The sequence below is a fragment of the Bradyrhizobium sp. UFLA06-06 genome (genome assembly GCF_054820065.1).
On sequence record NZ_JADFUD010000002.1, the window covers coordinates 87,138 to 111,367 of the forward strand.

A 24,230-nucleotide genomic window follows, 5' to 3' on the forward strand; every position below is an offset into this window, starting at 1 on the left:
GGTTCACTGCCGTTCGGCGGCCGACGACCCTACTCCCACTCAATCGTCCCCGGCGGCTTCGACGTCACGTCGTACACCACCCGGTTCACGCCCTTCACCTCGTTGATGATGCGCGTCGCGGTCTCGCCTAAGAACTTCATGTCGAACTGATAGAAGTCCGCGGTCATGCCGTCGGTCGAGGTGACGGCGCGGAGGCCGACGACGTATTCGTAGGTGCGGCCGTCGCCCATCACGCCGACGGTCTTCACCGGCAGCAGCACGGCGAAGGCCTGCCAGATCGCATCATAGAGCCCGTGCTTGCGGATCTGGTCGATATAGACGGCGTCGGCATTGCGCAGGATGTCGAGCTTTTCCCTGGTGATGTCGCCGGGGCAGCGGATGGCGAGGCCGGGGCCCGGGAACGGGTGGCGGCCGACGAACACTTCGGGCAGGCCGAGCTCGCGGCCGAGCACGCGCACCTCGTCCTTGAACAATTCGCGCAGCGGCTCGACGAGCTTCATGTTCATGCGCGCCGGAAGGCCGCCGACATTGTGGTGCGACTTGATGGTGACCGACGGGCCGCCGGTGAACGAGACGCTCTCGATCACATCGGGATAGAGCGTGCCCTGCGCCAGGAATGCGGCGCCGCCGATCTTCTTCGCCTCGGCCTCGAACACGTCGATGAAGAGCCGCCCGATGGTTTTGCGCTTCACCTCGGGGTCGATGACGCCCCCGAGCTCGCCCAGAAACTCCTTCGACGCGTCCACATGGACCAGCGGGATGTTGTAGTGGTTGCGGAACAGGTCGACGACGGTCTTGGCCTCGTCGAGCCGCAGCAGGCCATGATCGACGAACACGCAGGTCAGCTGATCGCCGATCGCCTCATGGATCAAGACCGCCGCCACGGCGGAATCGACGCCGCCCGAGAGGCCGCAGATCACCTTGCCCGTGCCGACCTGGGCGCGGATCTTCTCGATCGCCTCCTCGCGGAACGCGCGCATGGTCCAGTCGCCGGTGAGCCCTGCGACCTTGCGCACGAAGTTGCGCAACAGCTTGGCGCCATCGGGCGTGTGCACCACCTCGGGATGGAACATCAGGCCGTAATATTTGCGCGTCTCGTCCTGGATGATCGCGAACGGCGCATTCGGCGAGGTGCCGGCCACCGAGAAGCCGGGCGGCATTTTTGTGATGCGGTCGCCATGGCTCATCCACACCTGGTGCTTTTCGCCGTGGCCCCAGATGCCGTCGAACAGCTGGCTGTCGGTCTTCACCTCGACATCGGCGCGGCCGAACTCGCGATGGTGCCCGCCCTCGACCTCGCCGCCGAGCTGGGCCGCGAGCGTCATCTGGCCGTAGCAGATGCCGAGCACGGGAACGCCCGACTCGAAGATCAGCTGCGGCGCGCGCGGCGAGCCGGTCTCGTGGACCGACTCCGGACCGCCGGAGAGGATCACCGCCTTCGGCTTCATCTCCTTGAAGGCGGCCTCCGCCTTCTGGAACGGCACGATCTCGGAATAGACGCCCATCTCGCGGACGCGGCGGGCAATCAGTTGCGTCACCTGGCTGCCGAAATCGACAATCAGAATCTTGTCATGCGCCGAGGCCACGGAGGGCGTCGACGGCGCTTGAGCTGTGTCTTGGGCTGTGTGCTGGGCTGTCATGGCAAGCAGATACGCGACGGCGCCCGCCCCCGCAACCGCGCTCGAAGGGGCGCCCACATTCTTCTTTGGGCATGGACAAATCGATGTAGGTCAGTATTATTGACCTAATTTGGCCATAAGCCACATGGAGGAAACCAATGTCGGATTTTCACGACCCGTCGCGCCTCACAGCGCTCGGTCGCGACTGGATCGCCGCCTGGAACGCGCGCGACCTCGAGCGGGTGCTGGCGATGTATGCCGAGGATGCCGAGATGACCTCGGACCGCATCCCGGCGCTCGGCTTCGGCCCAACAGGCACGGTGCGCGGCAAGGCGAGCTTGCGGGCCTATTGGAGCGCGGCGCTGGCGAAATTGCCCGAGCTGCATTTCGAGCTGATCGACCTCTACGTCTCGCCCGACAGCGTCGTCGTGTTCTACCAGAACGAACGCGGCAAGAAGATCTGCGAGTATCTGCGGCTGGATGCCGAGGGGAAGATCCGGCAGGGCTCGGCGAACCATCCGGTGGGTTGAGGTTGCGGCATGCAGTAATCCGTCACCCTGAGGAGGTCGCGAAGCGACCGTCTCGAAGGGCGACGGCCCGGCTCCATCCCATCCTTCGAGGCTCGCCGAGCGTTGCTGCCGCACCGCTCGACGCGCACCTCAGGATGACGCCGGTGTATAGGATGCAGAGGCGGAAGACGCGACGTCAGGATCCAGCCCATGAAAATTCCCACCCTGCCCTTCACCGTCACCGACTGGAGCAACGTCGAGCCTTCAGTGCATCCCGGCGAGACCGGACAGGCGCTGTGGCGCACGCTCAACATCGGCGAGCTGCGGGTGCGAATGGTCGAGTATTCGCCTGATTATCTCGCCGATCACTGGTGCGATCGCGGCCATGTACTCTTTGTCGTCACGGGCGAGCTCGACACCGAGCTGCGCGACGGCCGCAGATTCACGCTGAAGCCGGGCATGAGCTACCAGGTCTCCGACTTCGGCGACGCCGCGCACCGTTCGTCGACAACGACGGGCGCGACGCTGTTCATTGTGGATTGAACGGCGAGGGCCTGCGCGCGGTAGCCCTGTTCCGTCCCGTCACCCTGAGGAGGTCGCGAAGCGACCGTCTCGAAGGGCGACAGCCCGGCTCCATCCCCATCCTTCGAGGCTCGCCGAGCGCTGCTCGCGCACCGCTCCGCGCGCACCTCAGGATGACGCCGGAATTTGGGGGGCGAAGTTAGCAAAAGCATCCACGCTCACCGCCTCCGCGCCGCGACCTTCCTCACCTTGGTATCCGCCCAGCCCAGCGGCTGGCCGCTCTTCGACGGCAGCACGAGCTGCCCGACCCCCTGCCCGGCCTGGTCGAGCAGCACCGAATGTGGCTCGCCGCGCGCGTAGAGATGCGCCTCGCCCCATTGCCTGAGACCAACCACGATCGGGAACAGGTCGTGGCCTCGCTTGGTCAGCACATATTCCTGATAGGCGCTGCCGTCGGAGGCCGCGACCTGCTCGAGTACGCCTGTTGCAACCAGCGTGCGCAGCCGCGTCGTCAGCATGCCCTTGGCGATGCCGAGATTCTTCTGGAAGTCGCCGAACCGGCGCAGGCCGTCGAACGCGTCGCGCACGATCAACAGCGACCACCAGTCGCCGATCGCATCCAGCGCGCGCGCCACCGGGCATTCCGCTTTTGCAAATGCGGTCCGTTTCATCGCGCTCCGCCTCCCTCGATCACGATTCTGAACTGGTCTTAAAATAGGACTAGACAGCGTCCGGCGCAACTGGTCTCATGATAAGACCAGATTGCGAATTGCAGCGGAGGCAAGATGACGAACCAGACCATGGCTGAGGCCCGGCCGGCCGAGGACCATCACAAGACAAACGACAAGCCCGGCGACACCACGGCTCGCGCTCTGTCGCCCGCCGTCGTGCTGCTGTTCGCCGTCGCCTGCGGCCTCAGCGTCGCCAACATCTATTTTGCGCAACCCCTGCTGGACACCATGGCGCAGGATCTCTCCATCACGCCGGCGGTGATCGGCGGCGTCGTGACGCTGACCCAGGTCGGCTACGCCTTCGGCCTGATGCTGATCGTGCCGCTCGGCGACCTCTGGGACCGCCGCAGGCTGATCGTCGGCCAGACCGTGCTGTCGGCGCTCGCGCTCACCATCGTCGGCACCGCGCCGAACGCCGCGGTGCTGCTTGTCGGCATGGTGCTGGTCGGGCTGCTTGCCGTCGTGATCCAGGTCCTGGTCGCCTACGCCGCGACGCTGGCCGCACCGGCCGACCGCGGCCGCACCATCGGCACCGTCACCAGCGGCGTGGTTTCGGGCATTCTGCTGGCACGTTTTGCCGCCGGCGCACTGGCCGATCTCGGCGGCTGGCGCGTGGTCTACCTCACCTCGGCCGCGCTGACACTGGTGCTGGCGGCGCTATTGGCACGCGCGCTGCCGCGGCACGCGCCGCAGCCGATGGCCGGATCGTCCTACGCAAAGCTGCTGCGCTCGACGGTCGCGCTGTTCGTCGAGGAGCAGGTCCTGCGCGAACGCGCGGTGTTCGCGCTTCTGATCTTCGCAAGCTTCAGCGTGTTCTGGAGCTCGGTCGTGCTGCCGCTCGCGGCACCCCCGTTCTCATTGTCGCACACCACGATCGGGATGCTCGGGATCGCCGGCCTCGCCGGTGCGCTGGCGGCGCGCAATTCCGGCCAGCTCGCCGACCGCGGCTGGGGGCAGCGCACCACCGGCTTGTCGCTGCTGCTGATGCTCGCCGGCTGGGTGCCGATCGCCTGCCTCAATACCTCGCTGTGGCTGGTCGTGGCCGGCGTCCTGATGATCGACTTCGCGGTGCAGGCGATCCATGTCACCAACCAGAGCCTGATCGTCGCCGCGCGCCCCGACGCGGCGAGCCGGCTGGTCGGCGGCTACATGGTGTTCTATTCGATCGGAACAGGATTTGGCGCAATTACCTCGACGATGGCCTATGCGGCCGCCGGCTGGCCCGGCGTCTGCGTGCTGGGTGCCGCGATCAGCGCCTGCGCGCTGCTGTACTGGGTGATCGTGGTGAGCAAGACGCCAGTACCGGTCGGCGTGTGCTCCGAAGCGTAGGTACTCAACCCGTCATTGCGAGCGAAGCGAAGCAATCCATCGTGCCGCACGTGCGGAGCCATGGATTGCTTCGTCGCTACGCTCCTCGCAATGACGGCGGAGGAAGCGACATTGCCTCACGCCTTCTTCAACACCGAGACGAAGAACCCATCCGTGCCGCTGCGACGCGGCGTCATCAGCAGGCCCTCCGCCGACAGCAGCGCGGCCTCGGCAAAGGCTTCGGCCTTGTCCCACAGCGCCGCTGCGGTCTGCTCCGGCGGCTGCACGGAAAACTCCGGATGCCGCGCGATGAAGGCCCTGACCTGCTCGCCGTTCTCTTCCGTGAGCACCGAGCAGGTGATGTAGGCGATCCGGCCGCCGCCCTTCACCAGCGGGGCGGCGCGCTCCAGCACCTCGGCCTGATCCTTCAGCCGCACCTCCAGCGCGCCGGGGCGCATGCGCCATTTGGCGTCGGGATTGCGGCGCCAGGTCCCGGTGCCGGTGCACGGCGCGTCGATCAGCACGAGGTCGGCGGACGCCTTGATGTCGGACAGCACCTCCTCCTCGCCGCGCGGTGTGCGCACATCGCAATTGTGCACGCCGGCGCGCGACAGCCGCTCATGGATCGGCGCGAGCTGCCGCTTGTCGCTGTCGGTCGCGATCAGCCGGCCCTTGCCTTGCATCATCGCCGCCACCGCCAGCGTCTTGCCGCCGGCGCCGGCGCAGAGGTCGATCACCTGCTCGCCCGGCTTGGCTGCCGAGAACAGCGCGGCGAGCTGCGAGCCCTCGTCCTGGACCTCGATGGCGCCCTTGATGAAATCCTCCTCTGCATGGATGCCGGGATTGCGCGCGTCGGCGCCGAGCTCGATGCGCAGGCCGAGCGGCGACCACGGCGTTTCCCTGGCGCCGAGATGCGACAGCCGCGGCAGCACCTTCTCGCGCTTGCCGCGCAGCGTGTTGACGCGCAGATCGAGCGGCGCGCGGCTCGCCATCGCGGTCGCTTCCGCCGCGCGGTCGTCGCCGAACACCTTTGCCAGATGCGGATCGAGCCAGTCCGGATAGTCGCCCGCGACATGCGCCGGCGCCTCCTCGAGCGAGCGCGAGGCTAGCGCCGCCTCCTCGGTCGCGGTCAGCGGATCCGGCGCGAACCGGCCGCCGTCGCACAGCGCCTGGATCGTGGCAATGTCCATGCCGCGTTCGAGCTTGAGCATGCCGAGCAGGCGCGACCGGGCGCTGGCGTCATCCATCAAATAGGCCGCGGAGGATTGCCGGCGCAGCACGTCCCAGATCAGGCCGGAGATCGCGGCGCGATCGCCGGAGCCGGCATAACGGTGCGCGGTGCCCCATTCCTTCAGCGCTTTCGCCGCGGGAATGCGCTGTGCGTCGATGGTGGCGATCAGCTCGATCGCGGCGGAAAGCCGGGCAGCGGGGGTCATTGATCTCTTTCGGTTGGGCGCATCAGATCAGCAGCAGCAGTCTGAGCGCGAAGTACAGCCACATGGCCGCCAGCACCAGCGCGCCGGCGAACCAGGCGAGCGAGCGCGGCCGCACGTCGTTGGAGGTGACGAACACGCTGGCATGGGCAAACCGCGTCACCACGAACACCCAGGACATCAGCACGATGAACAGATCGGCACGGCGCAGCGGCAGCGCAATAGCGATCAGGACATAGAACAGGATCGGCAGCTCGAACTGGTTGGCGAAGCAGTTGCCGAACTTGGTGGCCTGGGCCGGCCAATTCGGCTCGCGCAGCGCGATGTCGGCGATCTTGGTCTCGCCGCTCGTCAGCGCCCTTGTACGCGTCGTCGCCATGGCGAACAACAGCGCGAAGGCGAGCCCGATCTGGATGAAGACCGGCAACAGAACCATTTGAACCGACATCAAAAATCTCCCTCAGCCGCGGGCGCCCGGCCGCCCTCTTAGCCGCCACTCGCCCCCAAGACAATGAAGCGTGCGCGGTAACCCGTTGAAACATCACCCGAGCCCGGATGACCAACTCCCAGGACCAATGGCGGTTTCAGCCCCTCATGTGTGACGCGATCAGCATCATCACCCCGATCCTCGACAGCGCGGCCCCGGGCAGCGGCGTGCTCGGCATGGTGACGGCGGGGCTCGCCGGCGTCGGTGCGGCAACTGGCGATCCAGCGACCGCCAAGGTGCAAGACCAAACAACACATCAAACAGGGCTTCAAACGAGGCATCGAACAAGACGGCAAAATCGTCATCGTTCCGACTTCGCGCCGACCTATGCTCCGGCCCAAAGGAGCGATGCATGCCCCAATTTCGCCTGACACAAATCTCCGACACCCATCTCGCGCGCCGCTTCAGGCCGCTCATCGACAACTTTCATCGCGTCAGCGAGCACATCGACGCGACACGTCCCGATCTCGTGCTCAACTCCGGCGACGTCTCGTTCGACGGGCCGACCAGCCGCGACGACTTGGCGTTCGCCAAGGAGCTGCACAACGCGCTGCCGGTCGATTGCCTCTATCTGCCGGGCAATCACGACATCGGCGACAATCCGACCGCGGTCGGCGCGCCGCCGACGCAACCGCCGACCGAGGAGACGCGCGGCGCCTTCACCTCGGTGCTCGGCGAGGACCGCTGGCATTTCGACGCCGCCGGCTGGTGCTTCATCGGGCTGAATTCGCTGATCATGAACACCGGCCTCGACAGCGAGGCCGAGCAGTTCGACTGGCTCGCAGGCGCGCTCGACAAGGCCGTCGGCAGGCCGGTCGCGCTGTTCCTGCACAAGCCGCTCTACCTCGACCTGCCCTACGATGCCGAGCGCGCCGAGACCGCGATCCGCTTCGTCCCGCAGCCGGCGCGCCGCCGCCTGATCGAGATGTTCGGCAAGGTCGATTGGCGTCTGGTCGGCAGCGGCCATGTGCACCAGCGTCGCGACTACACGTTCGAGCATGTCAGACACATCTGGGCGCCCTCGGCCGGCTTCGTCATCTCCGACGCGCGGCAGGAGGTGATCGGCATCAAGGAAGTTGGTCTCGTCGAGTACCGCTTCCAGCCCGACAGTTTCGAGGTCCGCCACGTCAGGGCGAAGGGCCAGGTCGATGTCGACCTGGAGATGCTGCTCGGCAAGGAGCCGGCGGCCTGAGCCGCGTCAGCTCCGCGCCGCGTCGTGCAGGTCCTGCTTGATCACGGTGAGCAGCGCCTGCAGCGAGTCCTTGTCGGGCGGTGGTGCCGCCGGCGCGGGCCGTACGCGAGGTACGTGCGGCATGATGCGGACCGGTGTCGTGTCCGGCTGCTCCTCGACGAATCTTCCATGCAAGACGTCGTCGCGGCGGCCCATGACGAACATCGTCGCCCAATAGCCGACGGCGAGGAGAATGACCCCGAAAACAATAAGTTCAAAAATCATGGCTACACCTGAAATATAGCCATATTGAATCAACTGCTGCGGGTCTCCGTCAAGCAAATGGGGGCCATAAGGCCCCCAAATCCCCGCCATTGTGGCGCTTTTGATACTTTGTTGCGCGGAATAGGAGCTTCCGGGGCTTGTAACTCAGGCCTTGTCCGGCCCGACCCGGACCAACTGCTTGCCGAAATTGGCGCCCTTGAGCAGGCCCATGAAGGCATCCGGCGCGCTGTCCAGGCCCTCGGTCACGAACTCCTTGTACTTGACCTTGCCCTCGCGCACCCACTGCGACATGTCGCGGAGGAAGTCGCCATGCATGGCGGCGAAGTCGCTGACGATGAAGCCGCGGAAGGTCAGCCGCTTGGTCAGGATGTTGCGCATCATCGCGCCGGCCCATTTCGGGGCGTGCGCTTCGGTGTCGTTGTAATGCGCGATCAGGCCGCAGACCGGGATCCGCGCGAACGCGTTGAGCAGCGGAAACACCGCGTCGAACACCGCGCCGCCGACATTCTCGAAATAGACGTCGATGCCTTTCGGGCAGGCTTCCTTCAGCTTGGCCGCGAGATTGGGATCGCGATGGTCGAGGCACTCGTCGAAGCCGAGCTCGTTCTTGACGTAGGCGCACTTGTCCTTGCCGCCGGCAATGCCGATCGCCCGCGCGCCCTTGATCTTGGCGATCTGGCCGACCGCCGAGCCGACCGCGCCGGACGCGGCCGCGACCACCACCGTCTCGCCCGCCTGCGGCTTGCCGATTTCGAGCAGTCCCGTATAGGCGGTCATGCCGGGCATGCCGAGCACGCCGACCGCGGTCGAGATCGGCGCGATCTTCGGATCGATCTTGGCGAGGCCCTTGCCGTCGGACAGCACATGCGTCTGCCAGCCCGCGCGCGACAGCACGATATCGCCCTTGGCAAAGCTGGGATTGTTGGAGGCGATCACCTCGCTCACCGTGCCGCCTTCCATCACGCCGCCGACCGGCACCGGTGCGGCATAGGACGGACCGTCGGCCATGCGGCCGCGCATATAGGGATCGAGCGACAGCCAGATGGTGCGCAGCAGCACCTCGCCCGCGCCCGGCGTCGGCGGCGTGTAGTCCTCGAGCCTGAAATTGGCCGACGTGGGCTCGCCGTGCGGGCGCGAAGCCAGGACGATGCGCTTTCCTTGGGACATGTTGATTTCCTCTTGAGGTGATTGGTTCGTGGCGGACACGTAGTCATGCAATTCAGCTCCCCGCAAGGGAGATGGATTTGCTCTTTCGCGCAGCACTGTTTGAAATGTTGTTTGAAATGACGGCTGTCATGCCAGGCACATTAGCGCCAACGCGATACTGTCATGTCGGGGGCGGTTCGCAGGGCCCCCTTGTGGCGGCAGTTTGTCACGGCGCGCCACCGGCAAACGAAGCGACCATAGTCAAGTCGCCTCATCCGACCTCGCCATCCGGCAAAGCGGTCAGGCGGCCCTCCATGGGTCGCAACGAGGGCGGCCGCGCAGCAAATCGGCAATCGGTTTCCGGTCGCCCTCGACACCTGGGTGGCGCAGGACTCCGGTCCGCTTCCCGGGACCGCCCGACGGACGTGAGGCTCCCGGAAGCATTGGGGTTACCTCTTGAGAACCGACCAGCGTCTTCGCGCCGCAATGTCCGTCTGGTGGCGACCGGATTCACCTTCGGCGAATTGGCAGCCGGTAGACCTATCTCTGCCGCGCGCGCCCGCGGCAAAAACGCGATCCATCAATCTGGCCCTTGTCGGACTTGCGATTCGCTGTAATCTCGGCTCATGCGGCACTCGCATGTCTGCTACCCAAAAATGGAGCAGGCATCACCATAACAGGAGCGAACCAACGCTTCGGTTTTTGGATCGAGACCGACATGGCCGGCGGCGGATCGTATGACACGTTTCCCAAATTGCTGCTGCGAAACACGGCACAATTTGGCACGCGGCCAGCGTTCCGGCACAAGGATCTTGGTATCTGGCAGAGCTGGACCTGGGCTGAGGTTGCCGAAATCATACGTAGCTACGCTGCCGGCTTGCATCGGCTTGGCTTGCGACCAGGCGAGACAATCGCGGTCGTCGGCTCCAATCGGCCCAAGCTTTACTGGACCATGATGGCAGCGCAGACGCTGCGCGCAATCCCCGTTCCAGTCTACTCCGATGCAGTGGCTGATGAGCTTGCTTTTGTTCTCGCTCACGCCGAGGCGACGCTGGTCGCTGCGCAGGACCAGGAGCAGGTCGACAAGGTCCTGTCGGTGTCCGACCGACTGCCGCAACTGAACAGGATTATCTACGACGAACCGCGCGGAATCGACGGCTACGACCACGGTCGACTGATCGCAATCGGCGATATCATCAATGACGGCCGCGCCGCGCTTGCAGCCGATCCCGCGCTTGGCGAACGGATCGATGATTCCATTCGGGCCGGCAACGGTTCGGACATCGCGGTCATCCTCTATACCTCGGGAACGACCGGCGCGCCCAAGGGCGTCATGCTGTCGGCGCGAGGCTGCATCGATGCTGCAACCGACACGACGCGGTTCGACAAGTTGACCGACAAGGACGTGGTGCTGGCCTATCTGCCGCTGGCTTGGGCGGGCGATCATTACGTCAGCTATGCCCAAGGCATGGTGGCCGGATTCTGCATGGCGTGCCCGGAGAGCAGCAACACAATCGAGCAGGATCGTCATGAGATAGGACCAACCTTCTACCTGGCCCCGCCACGCGGTTTCGAGGCCATGCTGACGCGGCTGATGGTCCGGATGGAGGACGCAGCGCCGATCAAGCGGCGATTGTTCAGCTACTTTCTGGACGTCGCGCGGCGGTATGGCGAGCAAGTCTTGACGGGACGTCCGGTGCCGCTGTCAGGCCGATTGCTCTATGCGCTCGGGCGCTGGCTGGTCTACGAGCCTCTCAAGAACGTTCTTGGCCTGTCTCAGGTACGCGTTGCATACACCGGAGGTGAAGCTATCGGTCCGGATCTGTTCGCGTTCTACCGCGCGATCGGACTGAACCTGAAACAGCTCTACGGCCAAACCGAAGCGTTCCTCTATGTAACGTGTCAGCCCGATGGCGAGATCTATTCGGATACGGTTGGTCCGCCGGCGCCCAACGTCGACATCCGCATCGCGGAATCGGGCGAAGTGCAGTTTCGCTCGCCCGGCATGTTCCTCGGATATTTCAAGGATCAGGCAAAGACCGCGGAAGCGATGACGTCCGATGGATATGTCAGGACCGGCGATGCGGGCTTTTTCGACGAGAAGACCGGGCATCTGAAGATCATCGATCGTGCGAAGGACGTCGGTCGATTGGCTGACGGCACGATGTTTGCTCCCAAGTACCTTGAGAACAAGCTGAAGTTCTATCCCAATATTAAGGAAGCGATCACGTTCGGTGACTCGAGAGAGTTCGTATGCGCCATGCTCAACATCGACCCGGTCGCGGTCGCGAATTGGGCGGAACGCAACAACGTCGCCTACGGGTCCTATCAGGAGCTTGCCGGGCATCCGCTGGTCTACGACATGGTCGCCAAGGACGTTGCTGCGGTGAACCGCTCCCTGGCCGGGGAAACGGTGCTTGCGGGCGCCCAGATTCGCCGCTTCCTCATTCTGCACAAGGAGCTCGACGCGGATGACGGCGAGCTGACCCGCACGCAGAAAGTGCGCCGTCGCTTCATTGCCGAACGCTATGCGTCGTTGGTCACGGCACTCTACAACGGAGCGCATGACGCCGACATTTCCACGGAAGTGACGTTTGAGGATGGCCGGAAGGGCACGATCGCGGCACGGGTCAAGATTCGCGACATGCAAATCATCGGTCCGGCAGAATCGCTGGGAAGAGCAGCATGAGAGCGCCAAACGCCAACGAAATCCTGCTGCAGGTCGAGGGCGTGGCACTGGCCTTCGGCGGCGTCAAGGCGCTGCGGGACGTCTCGTTCAACGTCAAAAAAGGCGAAATTCGCGCCATCATCGGCCCCAACGGCGCCGGCAAAACCTCAATGCTGAACGTCGTCAACGGTTTCTATCATCCCAACCATGGCGCCATCACCTTCAAGGGAAGCACCCGGTCCAAAATGCAGCCCTTCGAGGCGGCGCGCGGCGGCATCGCGCGCACCTTTCAGAATGTCGCCCTGTTCAAGGGGATGAGCGCGCTCGACAACATCATGGCAGGCCGCACCTTGAAGGTGCGCCGGGGGCTGTTGTGGCAGCTGCTGCGCTATGGCCCTGCCCTCACAGAGGAGATCGAGCATCGGCGCAAGGTCGAGGAGATCATCGACTTCCTGGAGATCGAGACAATCCGCAAGGTACCGGTCGGGCGTCTGCCATACGGCTTGCAGAAGCGTGTCGAACTCGGTCGCGCCCTGGCGATGGAGCCCGACCTTCTGCTCCTCGACGAGCCGATGGCAGGCATGAACCTGGAGGAGAAGGAAGACATGTCGCGGTTCATCATCGATGTGAACAACCATTACGGCACGACCATTGCCCTGATCGAGCACGACATGGCCGTGGTCATGGATCTGTCGGACCGCGTAGCGGTGCTTGATCACGGCGTGAAGATCGCCGACGGCACGCCTGATGAAGTGAAGAGAAGTCAAGCCGTGATCGACGCATATCTTGGCGTCGCGCATTGAGGTGCGTCCATGATCGCACTGGGTCAGTTTCTCGAGGTCCTTATCGGCGGATTGATGTCCGGCGTGCTCTATTCGCTGGTCGCGCTCGGCTTCGTGCTGATCTTCAAGGCATCCGGCGTATTCAACTACGCGCAGGGAGCAATGGTGTTGCTCGCGGGATTGGCGCTGGTTCGCGCCCTCGACCTCCTGGTCGCCAACGGCCTTCCCCTTTGGGTCGCGGTCATCCTCGCTATCGGCTTTGCCGCCGTGATCATGGCGGCAACCGCCTGGCTGATCGAGCGGTTCGTGATCGGACCTCTGGTCAATCAGGACGGCTTGACGCTGTTCATGTCGACGATCGGCGTGACATTCGTCATCGAGGGCGCCGCGGAGATGATCTTCGGATCGGATGTCTACCCGTTGCGGCTGTTTCCGACCGACGCCTGGTTCTTGTTTGACGGCCTGTTCCCGGGCGGGATTCTGGTCAACAAGCTGGATGTCTGGGGCGCATTGATCGCGGGCGTCCTGGTCGCCGGCCTCGCGGTCTTCTTTCAGCGTACCAAGACCGGTCGCGCGCTCAGAGCCGTGGCCGACGACCATTTAGCCGCGCACTCGATCGGGATTCCAATCAGTTGGATTTGGTTCGTGGTCTGGCTCGTTGCCGGCCTCGTTGCGCTCGTCGCGGCGACCGTGTGGGGGACCAAGCTTGGCGTGCAGTTCTCCATCACGTTTCTCGCGCTGAAGGCTTTGCCGGTCCTGATCATCGGCGGCCTCACCTCGATTCCCGGAGCGATCGTCGGCGGGCTCATTGTCGGGGCGGGTGAGAAGCTCGCAGAGGTATACCTCGGGCCATCCATCGGCGGCGGCATCGAATATTGGTTTGCCTACGTGCTGGCGTTGGCGGTGCTGCTCTTGCGGCCGCAGGGCCTGTTCGGCGAACGCATCATCGAACGCGTCTGAGGCAAGGAGGTCATCGTGCTCTATCGCGAAGCCGGCCAGTTCAAGGCGACCTATGCGGAGGATATGGCGATCTTCCCGATCCGGCAGGATCGTATTGCCCTCGCTGTCTTGCTCGGAATTGCTTTCATTGGCGTGCCGCTGCTGGCCACCTTCCGGATCTGGCCGTTCGGCACCGACTATCTGTTGTGGGCCATCCTGCTTCCCTTCCTCATCCTGGCGCTCGCCGCCATCGGGACAAACATTCTCGTCGGCTATTGCGGCCAGATCTCGCTCGGCAGCGGCGCGTTCATGGCCATCGGCGCCTATTCCGCCTACAAGCTGGCGACCGGCGTTCATATCCCGCTTGCCTGGCTTGGCTTCGCGATCGCGATCCCACCGTTGCCCGTGCTGGCATCCATTCTGCTTGGCGGGTTCATGGCGGCGGGTGCCGGAATCCTGTTCGGCATTCCCAGTCTGCGGATCAAGGGTCTCTACCTGGCGGTCGCAACGCTCGCCGCGCAATTCTTCTTCGATTGGGCGTTCCTGCGGATCCCGTGGTTCACCAACTACGCCCCGTCGGGATCAGTGAATGCGCCGGAACTGGATTTCTTCGGTATGGTCGTTCGCTCGCCGGTCGAGCGTTACCTGCTGTGCCTGCTCTTCGTGACCGTGATGGCGGTGTTGGCGAAAAATCTCGTGCGCGGCAATCTCGGCAGGCAGTGGATGGCGATCCGCGACATGGATATCGCCGCCGAGCTGATCGGCATCAGGCCGCTCTATGCCAAACTAACGGCTTTCGCGGTCTCTTCGTTCATCATCGGGGTGGCGGGTGCGCTCTGGGCGTTCGTCTACCTCGGTTCATGGGAGCCGCTTGCGTTCTCGATCGACCGCTCGCTTGAGCTTCTGTTCATGGTCATCATCGGCGGGCTCGGCTCGATCATGGGTTCGTTCATCGGAGCAGCTTTCATCCTCATCGTGCCGATCATGCTGAATGTGATTCCGACCAAGCTTGGCCTGCCACTGTCGACGCAAACGATCACTCATCTCCAGTTCATCATCTTCGGGTCCTTGATCTGCTATCTGCTCATCAAGGAACCCCATGGCTTCGCCCGGCTGATCTCGATCGGCAAGGAGAAGCTCAGACTTTGGCCGTTTCCGTATTGAGGGAGCGATCGTGCCTTGATCGCAATGCGGATGGCGGCCGCCGACAACGAAGAGGAAGGAAGACGGGAAACAGCGCTTTATGAAGGAGGACATCAATATGGCAAGTATTGCACGCAGGTTACTGATACTCGCGACCGCCTTGGCCGGCGCGGCGCTTAGCGCACCGGCCGCAGCGCAAAACGAACAGTTCATCCCAATTCTGTCTTACCGGACCGGACCGTACGCTGTGAACGGCGCGCCCTACGCAAACGGCGTGGTAGACTATTACAACCTGATCAATGAACGTGACGGCGGCATCAACGGCGTCAAGATCATGATCGAGGAATGCGAGACGGGTTACGCGACCGACAAGGGAGTCGAGTGTTACGAGCGTCTCAAGAGCAAAGGACCAACCGGCGCGGCCTTCATCAATCCGCTGTCGACCGGGATCACCTTCGCACTCACCGAAAAGACCGCGGCTGACAAGATCCCGATCATTACGATGGGGTATGGCCGTGCCGATTCCAAGAACGGCGCGGTGTTCGCATATAATTTTCCATTGCTCGGCACTTATTGGTCCGCGGCCGATATCGCCATCCAGCACGTCGCCAAGGAACTCGGCGGCTTCGACAAGCTGAAGGGCAAGAAGATTTCGCTGCTGTACCATGACAGCCCCTATGGCAAAGAACCAATTCCGATGCTGCAGGTGCTGGCGCAGAAGTACGGCTTTGAGTTCACGCCGATTCCCGTCACGCATCCCGGCGTCGAACAGAAGTCGCAGTGGCTGGCGATCCGCCAGCATCGGCCGGACTATGTCCTGGTCTGGGGCTGGGGCGTCATGAACAGCACGGCAATCAAGGAGGCGGCCGCCGTCGCCTATCCGCGCGACAAGATGATCGGTGTTTGGTGGTCAGGCGCGGAGCCGGATGTGACGCCGGCCGGCGACCAAGCCAGCGGTTACAAATCGTTGATGCTTCAGCATGGTGCAGGGAAATTCCCCGCGCACGCCGACATAGAGAAGTACGTCTACGCCAAGGGAAAGGGTTCGACAGAACCTGGCAAGATCGGCGAAGTCCTCTACAACCGCGGCATCACGAATGCCATGCTCGGCGTAGAGGCGATCCGCAAGGCGCAAGAAAAATTCGGCAAGCAACCGCTGACGGGCGAGCAGGTCCGTTGGGGGCTTGAGAACCTGATACTCACAGATGCACGAATCAAGGAGCTCGGCTTTGAGGGAATGTTGAAGCCGGTCAGCATTTCCTGCTCCGACCACGAAGGCGCGCGCTACGGGCGCGTCCAGCAATGGGATGGCAAGGGTTGGAAAGTGATCTCCGACTGGTACACGGCTGACGAATCGCTCATCGAGCCGCTCGTCGCCGATGTGTCCGCGAAGTATGCCGCGGAGAAGAAGATCAAGCCGCGCGACTGCGCGAAAGAAACCTGACCCCGTGCGAGTGATCCGGGAGGCAGGATCGCCTGCCCCCGGATCCCAGCCCCTGCTCGGTTTGGAGGTCTGCGCATGTCAATCGCCAAGGTCGTCACCGCTGCGACGGACGCGGCAGCTCTGATCCTGTCGGTCAACAATATCGAGGTTGTCTACGATCACGTCATTCTCGTGCTGAAGGGCGTCTCGCTGGAGGTCCCGCGAGGCGGCATTGTTGCGCTTCTCGGCGCCAACGGCGCCGGCAAGACGACGACGCTGAAGGCGGTCTCCAATCTGCTGCACGCAGAGCGCGGCGAGGTCACCAAGGGCTCGATCCTGTTCAACGGCGTCGAGGTGAAGTCCCTGTCGCCAAACGAGGTGGTGCGACGCGGCTGTATCCAGGTGATGGAGGGTCGGCGTGCCTTCCCTCATCTGACGGTCGAGGAGAACATCCTGACCGGCGCCTTTACGCGGACGGACGGCAAGCTCGCGATCGCGCAGGACCTTGAACGTGTCTACGCTTATTTCCCCCGCCTCAAAGAGCGACGCAATTCCACCGCCGGCTATACGTCGGGCGGCGAACAGCAGATGTGCGTGATTGGCCGCGCGCTGATGTCGCGCCCGAAGTTGATCCTGCTCGACGAACCATCGATGGGCCTCGCGCCGCAGATCGTCGAAGAGATCTTCGAGATCGTGAAGGATCTCCACGCCAGGGAAGGCGTATCGTTTCTTCTCGCCGAGCAGAACACCAATATGGCGCTCAGATATGCGAGCCACGGCTACATCCTCGAAAACGGCCGCGTGGTGATGGACGGCGAAGCGCACGCGCTCGCCGCAAATGAGGACGTCAAGGAGTTCTATCTTGGCGTCGCCGGAGAGAAGCGAAAATCATACCGCGATGTGAAGCACTACAAGCGACGCAAGCGCTGGCTCGCCTAGAGCATTTTCGGTTCTGATTGAATCAGAACCGAAGCTCTAGATTCTTGTTTTGACGCGTTTTCTTCACGCGAACCGGTGTCCACTTCGCTCGAAAACGCTCTAGCAGATAATGGCATCCCGGAATCCCGAGCCTCCGGGTTCGGTCCGTCGGACCGCCCCGGAGTGACGGTGCTTGGGCTTACACCCCGCCCGGATAGTTCGGGGCTTCGCGCGTGATGGTGACGTCGTGGACGTGGCTCTCGCGCAGGCCGGCGCCGGTGATGCGGACGAATTCGGCCTTGTCGTGGAAATCCTTGATGTCCTTGGCGCCGACATAGCCCATCGCGGCGCGCAGGCCGCCGGCGAGCTGGTGCATCACATTGCCGACCGGACCCTTGTACGGCACCTGGCCCTCGATGCCTTCAGGGACCAGCTTCAGCGTGTCCTTGATGTCCTGCTGGAAGTAGCGGTCGGCCGAGCCGCGCGCCATCGCGCCGACCGAGCCCATGCCGCGATAGGCCTTGTAGGAGCGGCCCTGCCACAGGAAGACTTCGCCCGGCGTCTCGTCGGTGCCAGCGAGCAGCGAGCCGACCATGGCGATGTCGGCACCGGCAGCGAGCGCCTTGGCGAGGTCGCCGGAATATTTGATGCCGCCGTCGGCGATCACGGGCACGTCGGCCTTCTTCGCCGCGGCCACCGCGTCCATGATCGCGGTGAGCTGCGGCACGCCGACGCCGGCGACGATGCGCGTGGTGCAGATCGAGCCCGGGCCGATGCCGACCTTGATGCAGTCGGCGCCGGCATCGATCAGCGCCTGCGCGCCGCCCTCGGTCGCGACGTTGCCGGCCACCACCTGCACGGCGTTGGAGAGCCGCTTGATGCGGTTGACGGCGTTGAGCACATGGCGCGAGTGCCCGTGCGCGGTGTCGACCACGACGACGTCGACGCCGGCATCGATCAGCCGCTCGGTGCGTTCATAGCCGGTCTCGCCGACCGTGGTGGCGGCGGCGACCCGCAGGCGGCCGTGCTCGTCCTTGCAGGCGAGCGGATGGGCAACCGCCTTCTCGATGTCCTTCACGGTGATCAGGCCGACACAGCGATACTGGTCGTCGACGACGAGCAGCTTCTCGATGCGATGCTTGTGCAGCATCCGCTTCGCCTCGTCCTGGCCGACGCCCTCGCGCACCGTGACGAGGTTCTCGTGCGTCATCAGCTCCGAGACCTTCTGCCGGGGATCGCTGGCGAAGCGCACGTCGCGGTTGGTCAGGATGCCGACCAGCTTGCCCGGCACGTTCTTGGCGGCACCGGTGACGACCGGAATGCCCGAGATGCCGTTCTCCTTCATCAAGGTCAGCGCGTCGGCCAGCGTGGCGTCGGGGCCGATGGTCAGCGGATTGACCACCATGCCGGACTCGAACTTCTTGACCTGCCGCACCTGCGCGGCCTGGCCTTCCGGATCGAAGTTGCGGTGGATGACGCCGAGACCGCCGGCCTGCGCCATCGCGATCGCCATCCGCGCCTCGGTGACGGTGTCCATCGCGGACGCCATGATCGGGATGTTGAGCGAGATTGCGCGGGTGACGCGCGAGCGAATATCGACTTCCGAGGGAAGCACGTCGGACAAACCGGGCTTCAGCAGCACATCGTCGAACGTGAAGGCTTCGCGGATAGCCGGAAATCCCGTGGCCATTGCCAACTCCTTTATCTGCGGCCCAGCCGCGATGGTCTTACGGATGAACGCCGCCTGCGGCGACGCTCGCTGCGTCACCGTCGAATCGGCGCCCATCGGTGGGGTTGACGCTGGTCGATAGCATGGCGGGATGACGAATCAAAGTGTTTGCCAGCCATGCACAGGCCTTTTTAGGGGCCGGTTCAGGGCGCCCGGTAACCCGGCGGCGGCCCATGGCGGCGGATCGCCTCGACCATTTCGCGATGGCGCCGGTCCTCGCGCTTCATGTGGACCGCGATCACGGCATGGGCCGACGGCGCCAGCAGCAACACGTGGAAAAACAGCCCGAAAACCGCGCAAAACACGATCAGGACCAGATTAAAGATGGCCGAAAACGGCTGTCCGTTCAGGAGCAGTCCGATCGGCGGCAGGAGAGCGGCAAGGACGTAGATCACGGCGAACCTTTGGACACGGGCGGATGCATACCAGCGTCACGCAGGATTTAGGGCGTTTGGCCGGTTCCGCAATAGCGTGGCCGAGAGCAGGATGATATGGCCCGCTCGCCCGCCTTTTCAGCACAGCTGTCCTATTTTGATGAACAAGCAACGCCTGATCCCGCTCATCGTGGCCACCGCCCTGTTTATGGAGAACATGGACTCCACGGTGATCGCGACCTCGCTGCCCGCGATCGCCGCCGATATCGGCACCAGCCCGCTGACGCTGAAACTGGCGATCACCTCCTACCTGCTGTCGCTCGCGGTGTTCATCCCGGCGAGCGGCTGGACCGCGGACCGCTTCGGCGCCCGCATCGTGTTTGCCGGCGCCGTCGGCGTGTTCATGCTGGGCTCGATCGGCTGCGCGCTGTCGTCCTCGGTGACCGATTTCGTGTTCGCCCGCATCCTGCAGGGCCTCGGCGGGGCGATGATGACCCCGGTCGGGCGGCTGGTGCTGCTGCGCTCGGTCGACAAGAGCGCGCTGGTCAACGCGATGGCCTGGGTGACGGTCCCGGCGCTGATCGGCCCGGTGATCGGGCCGCCGCTCGGCGGCTTCATCACCACCTATTTCTCCTGGCACTGGATCTTCCTGATCAACATCCCGATCGGGCTGCTCGGCATCTTCCTGGCGCTGAAATACATCGACCCGATCAAGAGCGAGGATCCCGAGCGCTTCGATCTCGTGGGACTGGTGCTGGCCGGGATCGGCCTCGCCGGCATCGCCTTCGGGCTGTCGGTGGCCGGGCTTAATTTGCTGCCGTGGCCGATCGTCGCCGCGCTGGTCGGGGTCGGCACGGTATCGATGACGCTTTACGTCATCCACGCGCGGCGGACCGGTTCGCCGGTGCTCGATTTCGGCTTGCTGCGGCTGCCGACCATGCGCGCGTCGATCGTCGGCGGCTTCATGTTCCGGCTCGGCATCGGCGCGCTGCCGTTCCTGCTGCCGCTGTTGATGCAGGTCGGCTTCGGCCTGTCGCCGTTCCAGTCCGGTCTCGTCACCTTTGCGTCGGCGGTCGGCGCCATGGGCATGAAGACGCTGGCGGCGCGCATCATCCGCGCCTTCGGCTTCCGCAACATGATGACCGTCAACGCGGTGGTCAGTTCGGCCTTCCTCGCCGCCTGCGCCCTGTTCACGATCTCGACGCCGCTGATGCTGATCTTCACCATCCTGGTGGTCGGCGGCTTCTTCCGCTCGCTGCAGTTCACCGCGATCAACACCGTGGCCTATGCCGAGGTCGAGGCGCCGCAGATGAGCCGGGCCACCACCCTCGTCAGCGTCAACCAGCAGCTCGCGGTGTCCGCCGGCGTCGCAGTCGGCGCGTTCTCGGTTGAAACCACGCTGGCGCTGCATCACCAGACCGAGCTCTCGGCCGACGTGTTTGCGCCGGCCTTCATCGTGGTCTCGCTGATCTCGGCGGCTTCGGCCTGGTTCTTCTGGCAGATGCCGGCTGAGGCCGGCAACGAGATCGCCGGCCGCAAGGCGATCGACATCTCGAGCCGCAAGGGCGCCGAGAAGCGCGCCGCGACCGAAGCCGTCAAGGTCGCCACCGAGGACACCCAGAACGCGCGCGATCAGCGGCTCGGCTAGTCGATCGAACGAGCCGTTCCCGAGGCACGGACACCGCGAGCCGTCGTCAGGTCACGACCAGGCCATCAGGGGTGGCCGGTCATTCCGCCTGGCTGTCCTCGATCCGGACGTTCGATAAGTTCGTATGTGGGAACGTGGGTCGCTTCCAGCCACGATTCCAACGCTGCTCCGCAGACCGTGCAGATCGCATCACCCGTATGCGGCACCAAGAACTTCTCTTCGGTGCGTCTGTACTCGGCGCCGCAATTGCATTGAACAATGGTCGCCATGTCAGAAATATGCGCCCGCGGTATCCAATTTTCCAGTCCGGCACGAAACGGCCCCGGTGCGCGAAACTGACGCTACACCAAGGCCGCCAACCCAGTGGGGGTTTTCTCCCGGTGGGCTTGGGGGGCATTGGCCGGGAGCAACGGAATCGACTCCGGCCGCGCGCCGAGGTTCCAACCGGTTGCGCTGAATTGCCTTCGTGCGCGTGTCGCGACCGGGACCGCGCCGGCCAGGCTCTCCTGGCGCAAGCGGTCGAGATGTGTTCGATGAATCGCCGCCGCTTCGTCCCGGAAAAAAATCTCCGCGAGAGTCAGAAAGCGAACGGAAGCTACGCTGCCGATCCTGCATAGTCGGCTCAAGCGGGCACGCGGTGACCCGGCATTCAGCAAAAAGCCATGTGGAAGGAAGCGCTCCAGGTGCGCTTCCCCAGCGTCCGTGCACCGCGAGGCGCGGATTTTCCTTGATCTGGTTTCGCTTGAAAGGATCAGAGCCAGTGAGTGACGTCCATACGAATGAAGTGAGCGATAATCCGAAAGCCGGCGGCTTTGGCCTGCCCCTGTTCGCGTTGCCTCAGGCCTTTCAGGGTATCGCCGAACAAAATGCGAGGCGTGCCCGAGAACAGTTCGAGAAGGCCAAGGAAGCTTCGGAGGAAATCTCTGTCCTGCTCAAGGAAGCATACGCGGTCAACGCCAAGGGCGCCGCGGACTACGCAGCCAAGGTGATCGATATCTCGCATATCAACACCAGTTCGGCCCTCGCTTTCATATCCGAGCTCGCCGGCACCAGGTCGCTGTCGGAAGCCATCCAGCTTTCGGCCGATCACGGCCGCAAGGCTTTCGAAGTGACGACCGCGCAGAACAAGGAGCTCTGGGAGATCGCGAAGAAAGTCGCGACCGAGACCTCCGAGCCGATCAAGAAAAGCTTTGCAAAGGCCCTGAAAACACCTTCCTGAGGAGCCGCCCCCCCCCCCGCTCCCAGGCCGGCTGGACCAAGCGTCTCCGATCAGAAGGGCCGCGGTCCAGCCGACGGTGCGCGGGACCAGCAATCCCTGACATTGGAGGAGGACCGAGGTGGGCGTCATCATGATCAAATGCCCGCGGACGGGACGTGCGATCAATACCGGCATGAAATCCGACCGCGAGACGTTCCGGCGCAGCACCGTGTTCTTTTCGCGCAGCTATTGCACGAGCTGTCGGACCAATCACGAATGGTTCGCCAGGGAGGCGTGGGTGCACGAACCCGAGCAGGAATTGCGCAAGGCGTCCTGACACCTGCGTCCGCGTTGCAACCGCATTCAATGGCTTCGTGATCGCTCAGCACCCGCGCCGCGCGCATGTGCATGAACCTTGTCGCCATTGGTCCACGGCCGGGCGTGCGAACGCGGAGGTCCATGTGGCGGCGCGCCGCGACCGGACGACTTGATCCCCTCCGCGGACACGATGCGGTCGATCCTGCCGCGCATGATCTCGTAGCACTCGCAGGCCGCAGTTTCGAGCCGCGGCCTGTCGACCTCGATCGAGCTCCGCCGGTTGGAGCGGATTGCGCCCGAGGCGCGAAGCTTGTGCACGACATGGGTCACAGTCGTTCGTCGCACACCCAGCAATTCCGACAGCGTCTCCTGCGTCAGCGGCAGCGTGTCGTCACCGATCTGATCGTGAACCTGCAACAACCACCGGGCCAGGCGGGCCTCCACGGAATGGAGCGCATTGCACGCCGCGATATGCTGGAACTGGACCAGCAACGACCGCATATGGAGCTGCACCGCACTGGCAAGCGCGTGACTGTGCGCGAGTGCGGCGTGAAATCGTGCCGGCGAAATCTGCCACGTCGTGCCCGCGACGCGAACCACCGCGGTCATCGGCGAGCCAATCGACCTGAGTGTCGACAGGATGCCGACGGCGCCCTCGTTGCCGATCATTGTCGTCGCAACGGCCTGTCCGTTCGGCATGTCCATGACGAACGCGATCAGTGCCGTGCAGGGAAAATAGATCTGTTCGACGAGGTCGCCTGACCGCACCAGCACGGCGTCGCGTTCGAGCGATACCTTGCGGAGATGAGGCGCAAGCAAATCAAGATCGGCGGGCGGCAAGGCCGCCAAAAGGCGATTACCCATGCTCGACCTGCGTTCCATCACGGAAGGCTCCGCAAGACGGAGGCGCGGCTCGCTGCACAAACCTGCCGTGGCGCCAGGCCGAAATACGCAACGAACTGACCGCGCCGGAAAGGTAGAATACGCCGTAACGAGAAGAGTTCCAATGGATTCAGGTCAGACCGCGACGCGCTCGCGTACCGTGGCGGCGCTCCCGCCGGCCGCTAATCATGGATCGCCTTCGCGGAGGCTTCGGCGAACGCGTCGTTGCTACTCCCCGCGCGATGACGGCTGTTGCTGTCCGCGGAATCCCGTCGCCAGGACATAACGCTCCGACGAATCCTGCCGGCTGGCGGCCGGCTTGACGTGGCGGACGGTGGCGAAATCGCGCTTCAGCTGCGCCACCAGCTCGGCGTCGGCGCCGCTCTGGAACACCTTTGCCAGGAACGTGCCGCCGGGATTGAGCACCTCGCCGGCGAAATGCGCGGCGGTCTCGACCAGGCCGATGATGCGGAGCTGATCGGTCTTGCGATGGCCGGTGGTGTTGGCGGCCATGTCGGACATCACGATGTCGGCGCGGCCGCCCATCATCGCGATCAGTTTTTCCGGCGCGTCATGGTCGAGGAAGTCGAGCTGCGCGAAGGTGACGCCGGGGATCTCGCCCATTTCCAGCAGATCGATCGCGACCACCTTGCCCTTGCCGTCGGCGGCACCGGTGCGCTTGGCCGCGATCTGGCTCCAGCCGCCGGGCGCCGCACCAAGGTCGACCACCGTCATGCCCGGCTTGAGCAGGCGATATTTGTCGTCGATCTCGGTGAGCTTGAACGCCGCGCGAGAGCGGTAGCCCATCGCCTTGGCCTTGGCGACATAGGGATCGTTGAGCTGGCGCTCGAGCCAGAGTTTTGACGACAGCTTGCGCTTGCCGCCGCTCTTGACCGTGACGTGCAGCCGCCCGGTGGTGTCTTTCGCCATACTGCTTCTCTACTCCCTCGCCCCGCTCTTGCGGGGAGAGGGTTGGGGTGAGGGGCTGGTTCCGCAA

At 64.1% G+C, this 24,230-nt stretch carries 24 protein-coding genes; 14 read left to right on the forward strand and 10 right to left on the reverse strand.

Annotated elements, in window-relative coordinates; genetic code table 11:
• Nucleotides 1–29: 29 nt before the first annotated feature.
• Nucleotides 30–1,640 carry a glutamine-hydrolyzing GMP synthase gene (gene guaA, locus IF803_RS02255; RefSeq protein ID WP_461191126.1) on the reverse strand — a complete coding sequence of 537 codons (1,611 nt, stop codon included), beginning with the start codon at nucleotides 1,638–1,640 and terminating at the stop codon, nucleotides 30–32.
• Nucleotides 1,641–1,777: 137 nt separating this feature from the next.
• Between guaA and IF803_RS02260 the strand changes: the two genes are divergently transcribed.
• Together IF803_RS02260 and IF803_RS02265 are read left to right on the forward strand one after the other, a co-directional pair.
• Complete coding sequence (locus tag IF803_RS02260) at nucleotides 1,778–2,149, forward strand: nuclear transport factor 2 family protein (RefSeq protein WP_461191127.1); 372 nt, start codon at nucleotides 1,778–1,780, stop codon at nucleotides 2,147–2,149.
• A 189-nt stretch (nucleotides 2,150–2,338) separates the two neighbouring features.
• Nucleotides 2,339–2,671, forward strand: a complete 333-nt coding sequence (locus IF803_RS02265) for a DHCW motif cupin fold protein (RefSeq protein ID WP_461191128.1) — start codon at nucleotides 2,339–2,341, stop codon at nucleotides 2,669–2,671.
• A 197-nt stretch (nucleotides 2,672–2,868) separates the two neighbouring features.
• On the opposite strand, the gene IF803_RS02270 is transcribed toward IF803_RS02265, so the two are convergent.
• The gene (locus IF803_RS02270; protein WP_461191129.1) at nucleotides 2,869–3,321 is read right to left on the reverse strand and encodes a winged helix-turn-helix transcriptional regulator; all 453 of its coding nucleotides are present in this window, start codon (nucleotides 3,319–3,321) and stop codon (nucleotides 2,869–2,871) included.
• A 114-nt stretch (nucleotides 3,322–3,435) separates the two neighbouring features.
• Here IF803_RS02270 and IF803_RS02275 point away from each other — a divergent pair, with 114 nt between their 5' ends.
• Entirely contained in the window at nucleotides 3,436–4,710 is a 1,275-nt protein-coding gene (locus tag IF803_RS02275) for an MFS transporter (protein WP_461191130.1), read from the forward strand.
• 116 nt (nucleotides 4,711–4,826) lie between these two features.
• On the opposite strand, the gene IF803_RS02280 is transcribed toward IF803_RS02275, so the two are convergent.
• Both IF803_RS02280 and IF803_RS02285 read right to left on the reverse strand, forming a co-directional pair.
• Nucleotides 4,827–6,125 (reverse strand): RsmB/NOP family class I SAM-dependent RNA methyltransferase, encoded by a 1,299-nt coding sequence (locus tag IF803_RS02280; RefSeq protein ID WP_461191131.1) that lies wholly within the window; start codon nucleotides 6,123–6,125, stop codon nucleotides 4,827–4,829.
• 22 nt (nucleotides 6,126–6,147) lie between these two features.
• Nucleotides 6,148–6,570, reverse strand: a complete 423-nt coding sequence (locus IF803_RS02285) for an MAPEG family protein (RefSeq protein WP_411782176.1) — start codon at nucleotides 6,568–6,570, stop codon at nucleotides 6,148–6,150.
• Between the two features lie 107 nt (nucleotides 6,571–6,677).
• Here IF803_RS02285 and IF803_RS02290 point away from each other — a divergent pair, with 107 nt between their 5' ends.
• Nucleotides 6,678–6,980: a hypothetical protein gene (locus tag IF803_RS02290; protein WP_461191132.1), complete on the forward strand. Its 303-nt coding sequence runs from the start codon at nucleotides 6,678–6,680 to the stop codon at nucleotides 6,978–6,980.
• Nucleotides 6,962–7,801: a metallophosphoesterase family protein gene (locus tag IF803_RS02295; RefSeq protein ID WP_461191133.1), complete on the forward strand. Its 840-nt coding sequence runs from the start codon at nucleotides 6,962–6,964 to the stop codon at nucleotides 7,799–7,801. The genes IF803_RS02290 and IF803_RS02295 overlap by 19 nt, the downstream gene beginning before the upstream one ends.
• 6 nt (nucleotides 7,802–7,807) lie before the next feature.
• Here the strand turns inward: IF803_RS02295 and IF803_RS02300 are convergent, their stop codons facing one another.
• Together IF803_RS02300 and IF803_RS02305 are read right to left on the reverse strand one after the other, a co-directional pair.
• On the reverse strand, nucleotides 7,808–8,065 hold the full coding sequence (locus tag IF803_RS02300) for a hypothetical protein (protein ID WP_304500275.1): 258 nt from the start codon (nucleotides 8,063–8,065) through the stop codon (nucleotides 7,808–7,810).
• 144 nt (nucleotides 8,066–8,209) lie between these two features.
• Complete coding sequence (locus IF803_RS02305; RefSeq protein ID WP_461191134.1) at nucleotides 8,210–9,232, reverse strand: NADP-dependent oxidoreductase; 1,023 nt, start codon at nucleotides 9,230–9,232, stop codon at nucleotides 8,210–8,212.
• A 697-nt stretch (nucleotides 9,233–9,929) separates the two neighbouring features.
• On the opposite strand from IF803_RS02305, the gene IF803_RS02310 reads away from it, so the two are divergent.
• The 6 genes from IF803_RS02310 to IF803_RS02335 all read left to right on the forward strand — a co-directional run bounded on the left by IF803_RS02310 (nucleotide 9,930) and on the right by IF803_RS02335 (nucleotide 17,105).
• Nucleotides 9,930–11,900, forward strand: coding sequence for an AMP-binding protein (locus tag IF803_RS02310; protein WP_461191135.1), 1,971 nt, complete (start codon nucleotides 9,930–9,932; stop codon nucleotides 11,898–11,900).
• Nucleotides 11,897–12,682: an ABC transporter ATP-binding protein gene (locus IF803_RS02315; RefSeq protein WP_461191136.1), complete on the forward strand. Its 786-nt coding sequence runs from the start codon at nucleotides 11,897–11,899 to the stop codon at nucleotides 12,680–12,682. Before IF803_RS02310 ends, IF803_RS02315 begins: the two co-directional genes overlap by 4 nt.
• A gap of 9 nt (nucleotides 12,683–12,691) precedes the next feature.
• On the forward strand, nucleotides 12,692–13,621 hold the full coding sequence (locus IF803_RS02320) for a branched-chain amino acid ABC transporter permease (RefSeq protein WP_080687025.1): 930 nt from the start codon (nucleotides 12,692–12,694) through the stop codon (nucleotides 13,619–13,621).
• A 15-nt stretch (nucleotides 13,622–13,636) separates the two neighbouring features.
• Nucleotides 13,637–14,764 carry a branched-chain amino acid ABC transporter permease gene (locus IF803_RS02325; protein ID WP_028344680.1) on the forward strand — a complete coding sequence of 376 codons (1,128 nt, stop codon included), beginning with the start codon at nucleotides 13,637–13,639 and terminating at the stop codon, nucleotides 14,762–14,764.
• A 79-nt stretch (nucleotides 14,765–14,843) separates the two neighbouring features.
• The gene (locus IF803_RS02330; RefSeq protein ID WP_461191137.1) at nucleotides 14,844–16,187 is read left to right on the forward strand and encodes an ABC transporter substrate-binding protein; all 1,344 of its coding nucleotides are present in this window, start codon (nucleotides 14,844–14,846) and stop codon (nucleotides 16,185–16,187) included.
• Between the two features lie 75 nt (nucleotides 16,188–16,262).
• Entirely contained in the window at nucleotides 16,263–17,105 is an 843-nt protein-coding gene (locus IF803_RS02335; protein ID WP_461191138.1) for an ABC transporter ATP-binding protein, read from the forward strand.
• Nucleotides 17,106–17,283: 178 nt separating this feature from the next.
• Here IF803_RS02335 and guaB read toward each other — a convergent pair whose 3' ends face one another.
• On the reverse strand, nucleotides 17,284–18,774 hold the full coding sequence (gene guaB, locus IF803_RS02340) for an IMP dehydrogenase (RefSeq protein WP_028344677.1): 1,491 nt from the start codon (nucleotides 18,772–18,774) through the stop codon (nucleotides 17,284–17,286).
• Nucleotides 18,775–18,956: 182 nt separating this feature from the next.
• Nucleotides 18,957–19,208 carry a hypothetical protein gene (locus IF803_RS02345; RefSeq protein ID WP_461191139.1) on the reverse strand — a complete coding sequence of 84 codons (252 nt, stop codon included), beginning with the start codon at nucleotides 19,206–19,208 and terminating at the stop codon, nucleotides 18,957–18,959.
• A gap of 139 nt (nucleotides 19,209–19,347) precedes the next feature.
• Here IF803_RS02345 and IF803_RS02350 point away from each other — a divergent pair, with 139 nt between their 5' ends.
• The 3 genes from IF803_RS02350 to IF803_RS02360 all read left to right on the forward strand — a co-directional run bounded on the left by IF803_RS02350 (nucleotide 19,348) and on the right by IF803_RS02360 (nucleotide 22,370).
• Entirely contained in the window at nucleotides 19,348–20,835 is a 1,488-nt protein-coding gene (locus IF803_RS02350; protein WP_028344675.1) for a DHA2 family efflux MFS transporter permease subunit, read from the forward strand.
• A gap of 727 nt (nucleotides 20,836–21,562) precedes the next feature.
• Complete coding sequence (locus tag IF803_RS02355) at nucleotides 21,563–22,054, forward strand: phasin family protein (RefSeq protein WP_461191140.1); 492 nt, start codon at nucleotides 21,563–21,565, stop codon at nucleotides 22,052–22,054.
• Nucleotides 22,055–22,172: 118 nt separating this feature from the next.
• A complete protein-coding gene (locus IF803_RS02360) occupies nucleotides 22,173–22,370 on the forward strand; it encodes a hypothetical protein (RefSeq protein ID WP_028344673.1) in 198 nt (65 codons plus the stop codon).
• 26 nt (nucleotides 22,371–22,396) lie between these two features.
• Here IF803_RS02360 and IF803_RS02365 read toward each other — a convergent pair whose 3' ends face one another.
• Together IF803_RS02365 and IF803_RS02370 are read right to left on the reverse strand one after the other, a co-directional pair.
• Nucleotides 22,397–23,215 (reverse strand): Crp/Fnr family transcriptional regulator, encoded by an 819-nt coding sequence (locus IF803_RS02365; RefSeq protein ID WP_461191141.1) that lies wholly within the window; start codon nucleotides 23,213–23,215, stop codon nucleotides 22,397–22,399.
• Nucleotides 23,216–23,461: 246 nt separating this feature from the next.
• A complete protein-coding gene (locus tag IF803_RS02370; protein ID WP_016840279.1) occupies nucleotides 23,462–24,163 on the reverse strand; it encodes an RlmE family RNA methyltransferase in 702 nt (233 codons plus the stop codon).
• Nucleotides 24,164–24,230 lie beyond the last annotated feature (67 nt).

What these genes read in the sequence shown, in the direction of transcription:
- guaA (WP_461191126.1), bottom strand. Translation starts at nt 1,640, where the DNA reads ATGACAGCCCAGCACACAGCCCAAGACACAGCTCAAGCGCCGTCGACG.
- IF803_RS02260 (WP_461191127.1), top strand. Translation starts at nt 1,778, where the DNA reads ATGTCGGATTTTCACGACCCGTCGCGCCTCACAGCGCTCGGTCGCGAC.
- IF803_RS02265 (WP_461191128.1), top strand. Translation starts at nt 2,339, where the DNA reads ATGAAAATTCCCACCCTGCCCTTCACCGTCACCGACTGGAGCAACGTC.
- IF803_RS02270 (WP_461191129.1), bottom strand. Translation starts at nt 3,321, where the DNA reads ATGAAACGGACCGCATTTGCAAAAGCGGAATGCCCGGTGGCGCGCGCG.
- IF803_RS02275 (WP_461191130.1), top strand. Translation starts at nt 3,436, where the DNA reads ATGACGAACCAGACCATGGCTGAGGCCCGGCCGGCCGAGGACCATCAC.
- IF803_RS02280 (WP_461191131.1), bottom strand. Translation starts at nt 6,125, where the DNA reads ATGACCCCCGCTGCCCGGCTTTCCGCCGCGATCGAGCTGATCGCCACC.
- IF803_RS02285 (WP_411782176.1), bottom strand. Translation starts at nt 6,570, where the DNA reads ATGTCGGTTCAAATGGTTCTGTTGCCGGTCTTCATCCAGATCGGGCTC.
- IF803_RS02290 (WP_461191132.1), top strand. Translation starts at nt 6,678, where the DNA reads ATGACCAACTCCCAGGACCAATGGCGGTTTCAGCCCCTCATGTGTGAC.
- IF803_RS02295 (WP_461191133.1), top strand. Translation starts at nt 6,962, where the DNA reads ATGCCCCAATTTCGCCTGACACAAATCTCCGACACCCATCTCGCGCGC.
- IF803_RS02300 (WP_304500275.1), bottom strand. Translation starts at nt 8,065, where the DNA reads ATGATTTTTGAACTTATTGTTTTCGGGGTCATTCTCCTCGCCGTCGGC.
- IF803_RS02305 (WP_461191134.1), bottom strand. Translation starts at nt 9,232, where the DNA reads ATGTCCCAAGGAAAGCGCATCGTCCTGGCTTCGCGCCCGCACGGCGAG.
- IF803_RS02310 (WP_461191135.1), top strand. Translation starts at nt 9,930, where the DNA reads ATGGCCGGCGGCGGATCGTATGACACGTTTCCCAAATTGCTGCTGCGA.
- IF803_RS02315 (WP_461191136.1), top strand. Translation starts at nt 11,897, where the DNA reads ATGAGAGCGCCAAACGCCAACGAAATCCTGCTGCAGGTCGAGGGCGTG.
- IF803_RS02320 (WP_080687025.1), top strand. Translation starts at nt 12,692, where the DNA reads ATGATCGCACTGGGTCAGTTTCTCGAGGTCCTTATCGGCGGATTGATG.
- IF803_RS02330 (WP_461191137.1), top strand. Translation starts at nt 14,844, where the DNA reads ATGAAGGAGGACATCAATATGGCAAGTATTGCACGCAGGTTACTGATA.
- IF803_RS02335 (WP_461191138.1), top strand. Translation starts at nt 16,263, where the DNA reads ATGTCAATCGCCAAGGTCGTCACCGCTGCGACGGACGCGGCAGCTCTG.
- guaB (WP_028344677.1), bottom strand. Translation starts at nt 18,774, where the DNA reads ATGGCCACGGGATTTCCGGCTATCCGCGAAGCCTTCACGTTCGACGAT.
- IF803_RS02350 (WP_028344675.1), top strand. Translation starts at nt 19,348, where the DNA reads ATGAACAAGCAACGCCTGATCCCGCTCATCGTGGCCACCGCCCTGTTT.
- IF803_RS02365 (WP_461191141.1), bottom strand. Translation starts at nt 23,215, where the DNA reads ATGGGTAATCGCCTTTTGGCGGCCTTGCCGCCCGCCGATCTTGATTTG.
- IF803_RS02370 (WP_016840279.1), bottom strand. Translation starts at nt 24,163, where the DNA reads ATGGCGAAAGACACCACCGGGCGGCTGCACGTCACGGTCAAGAGCGGC.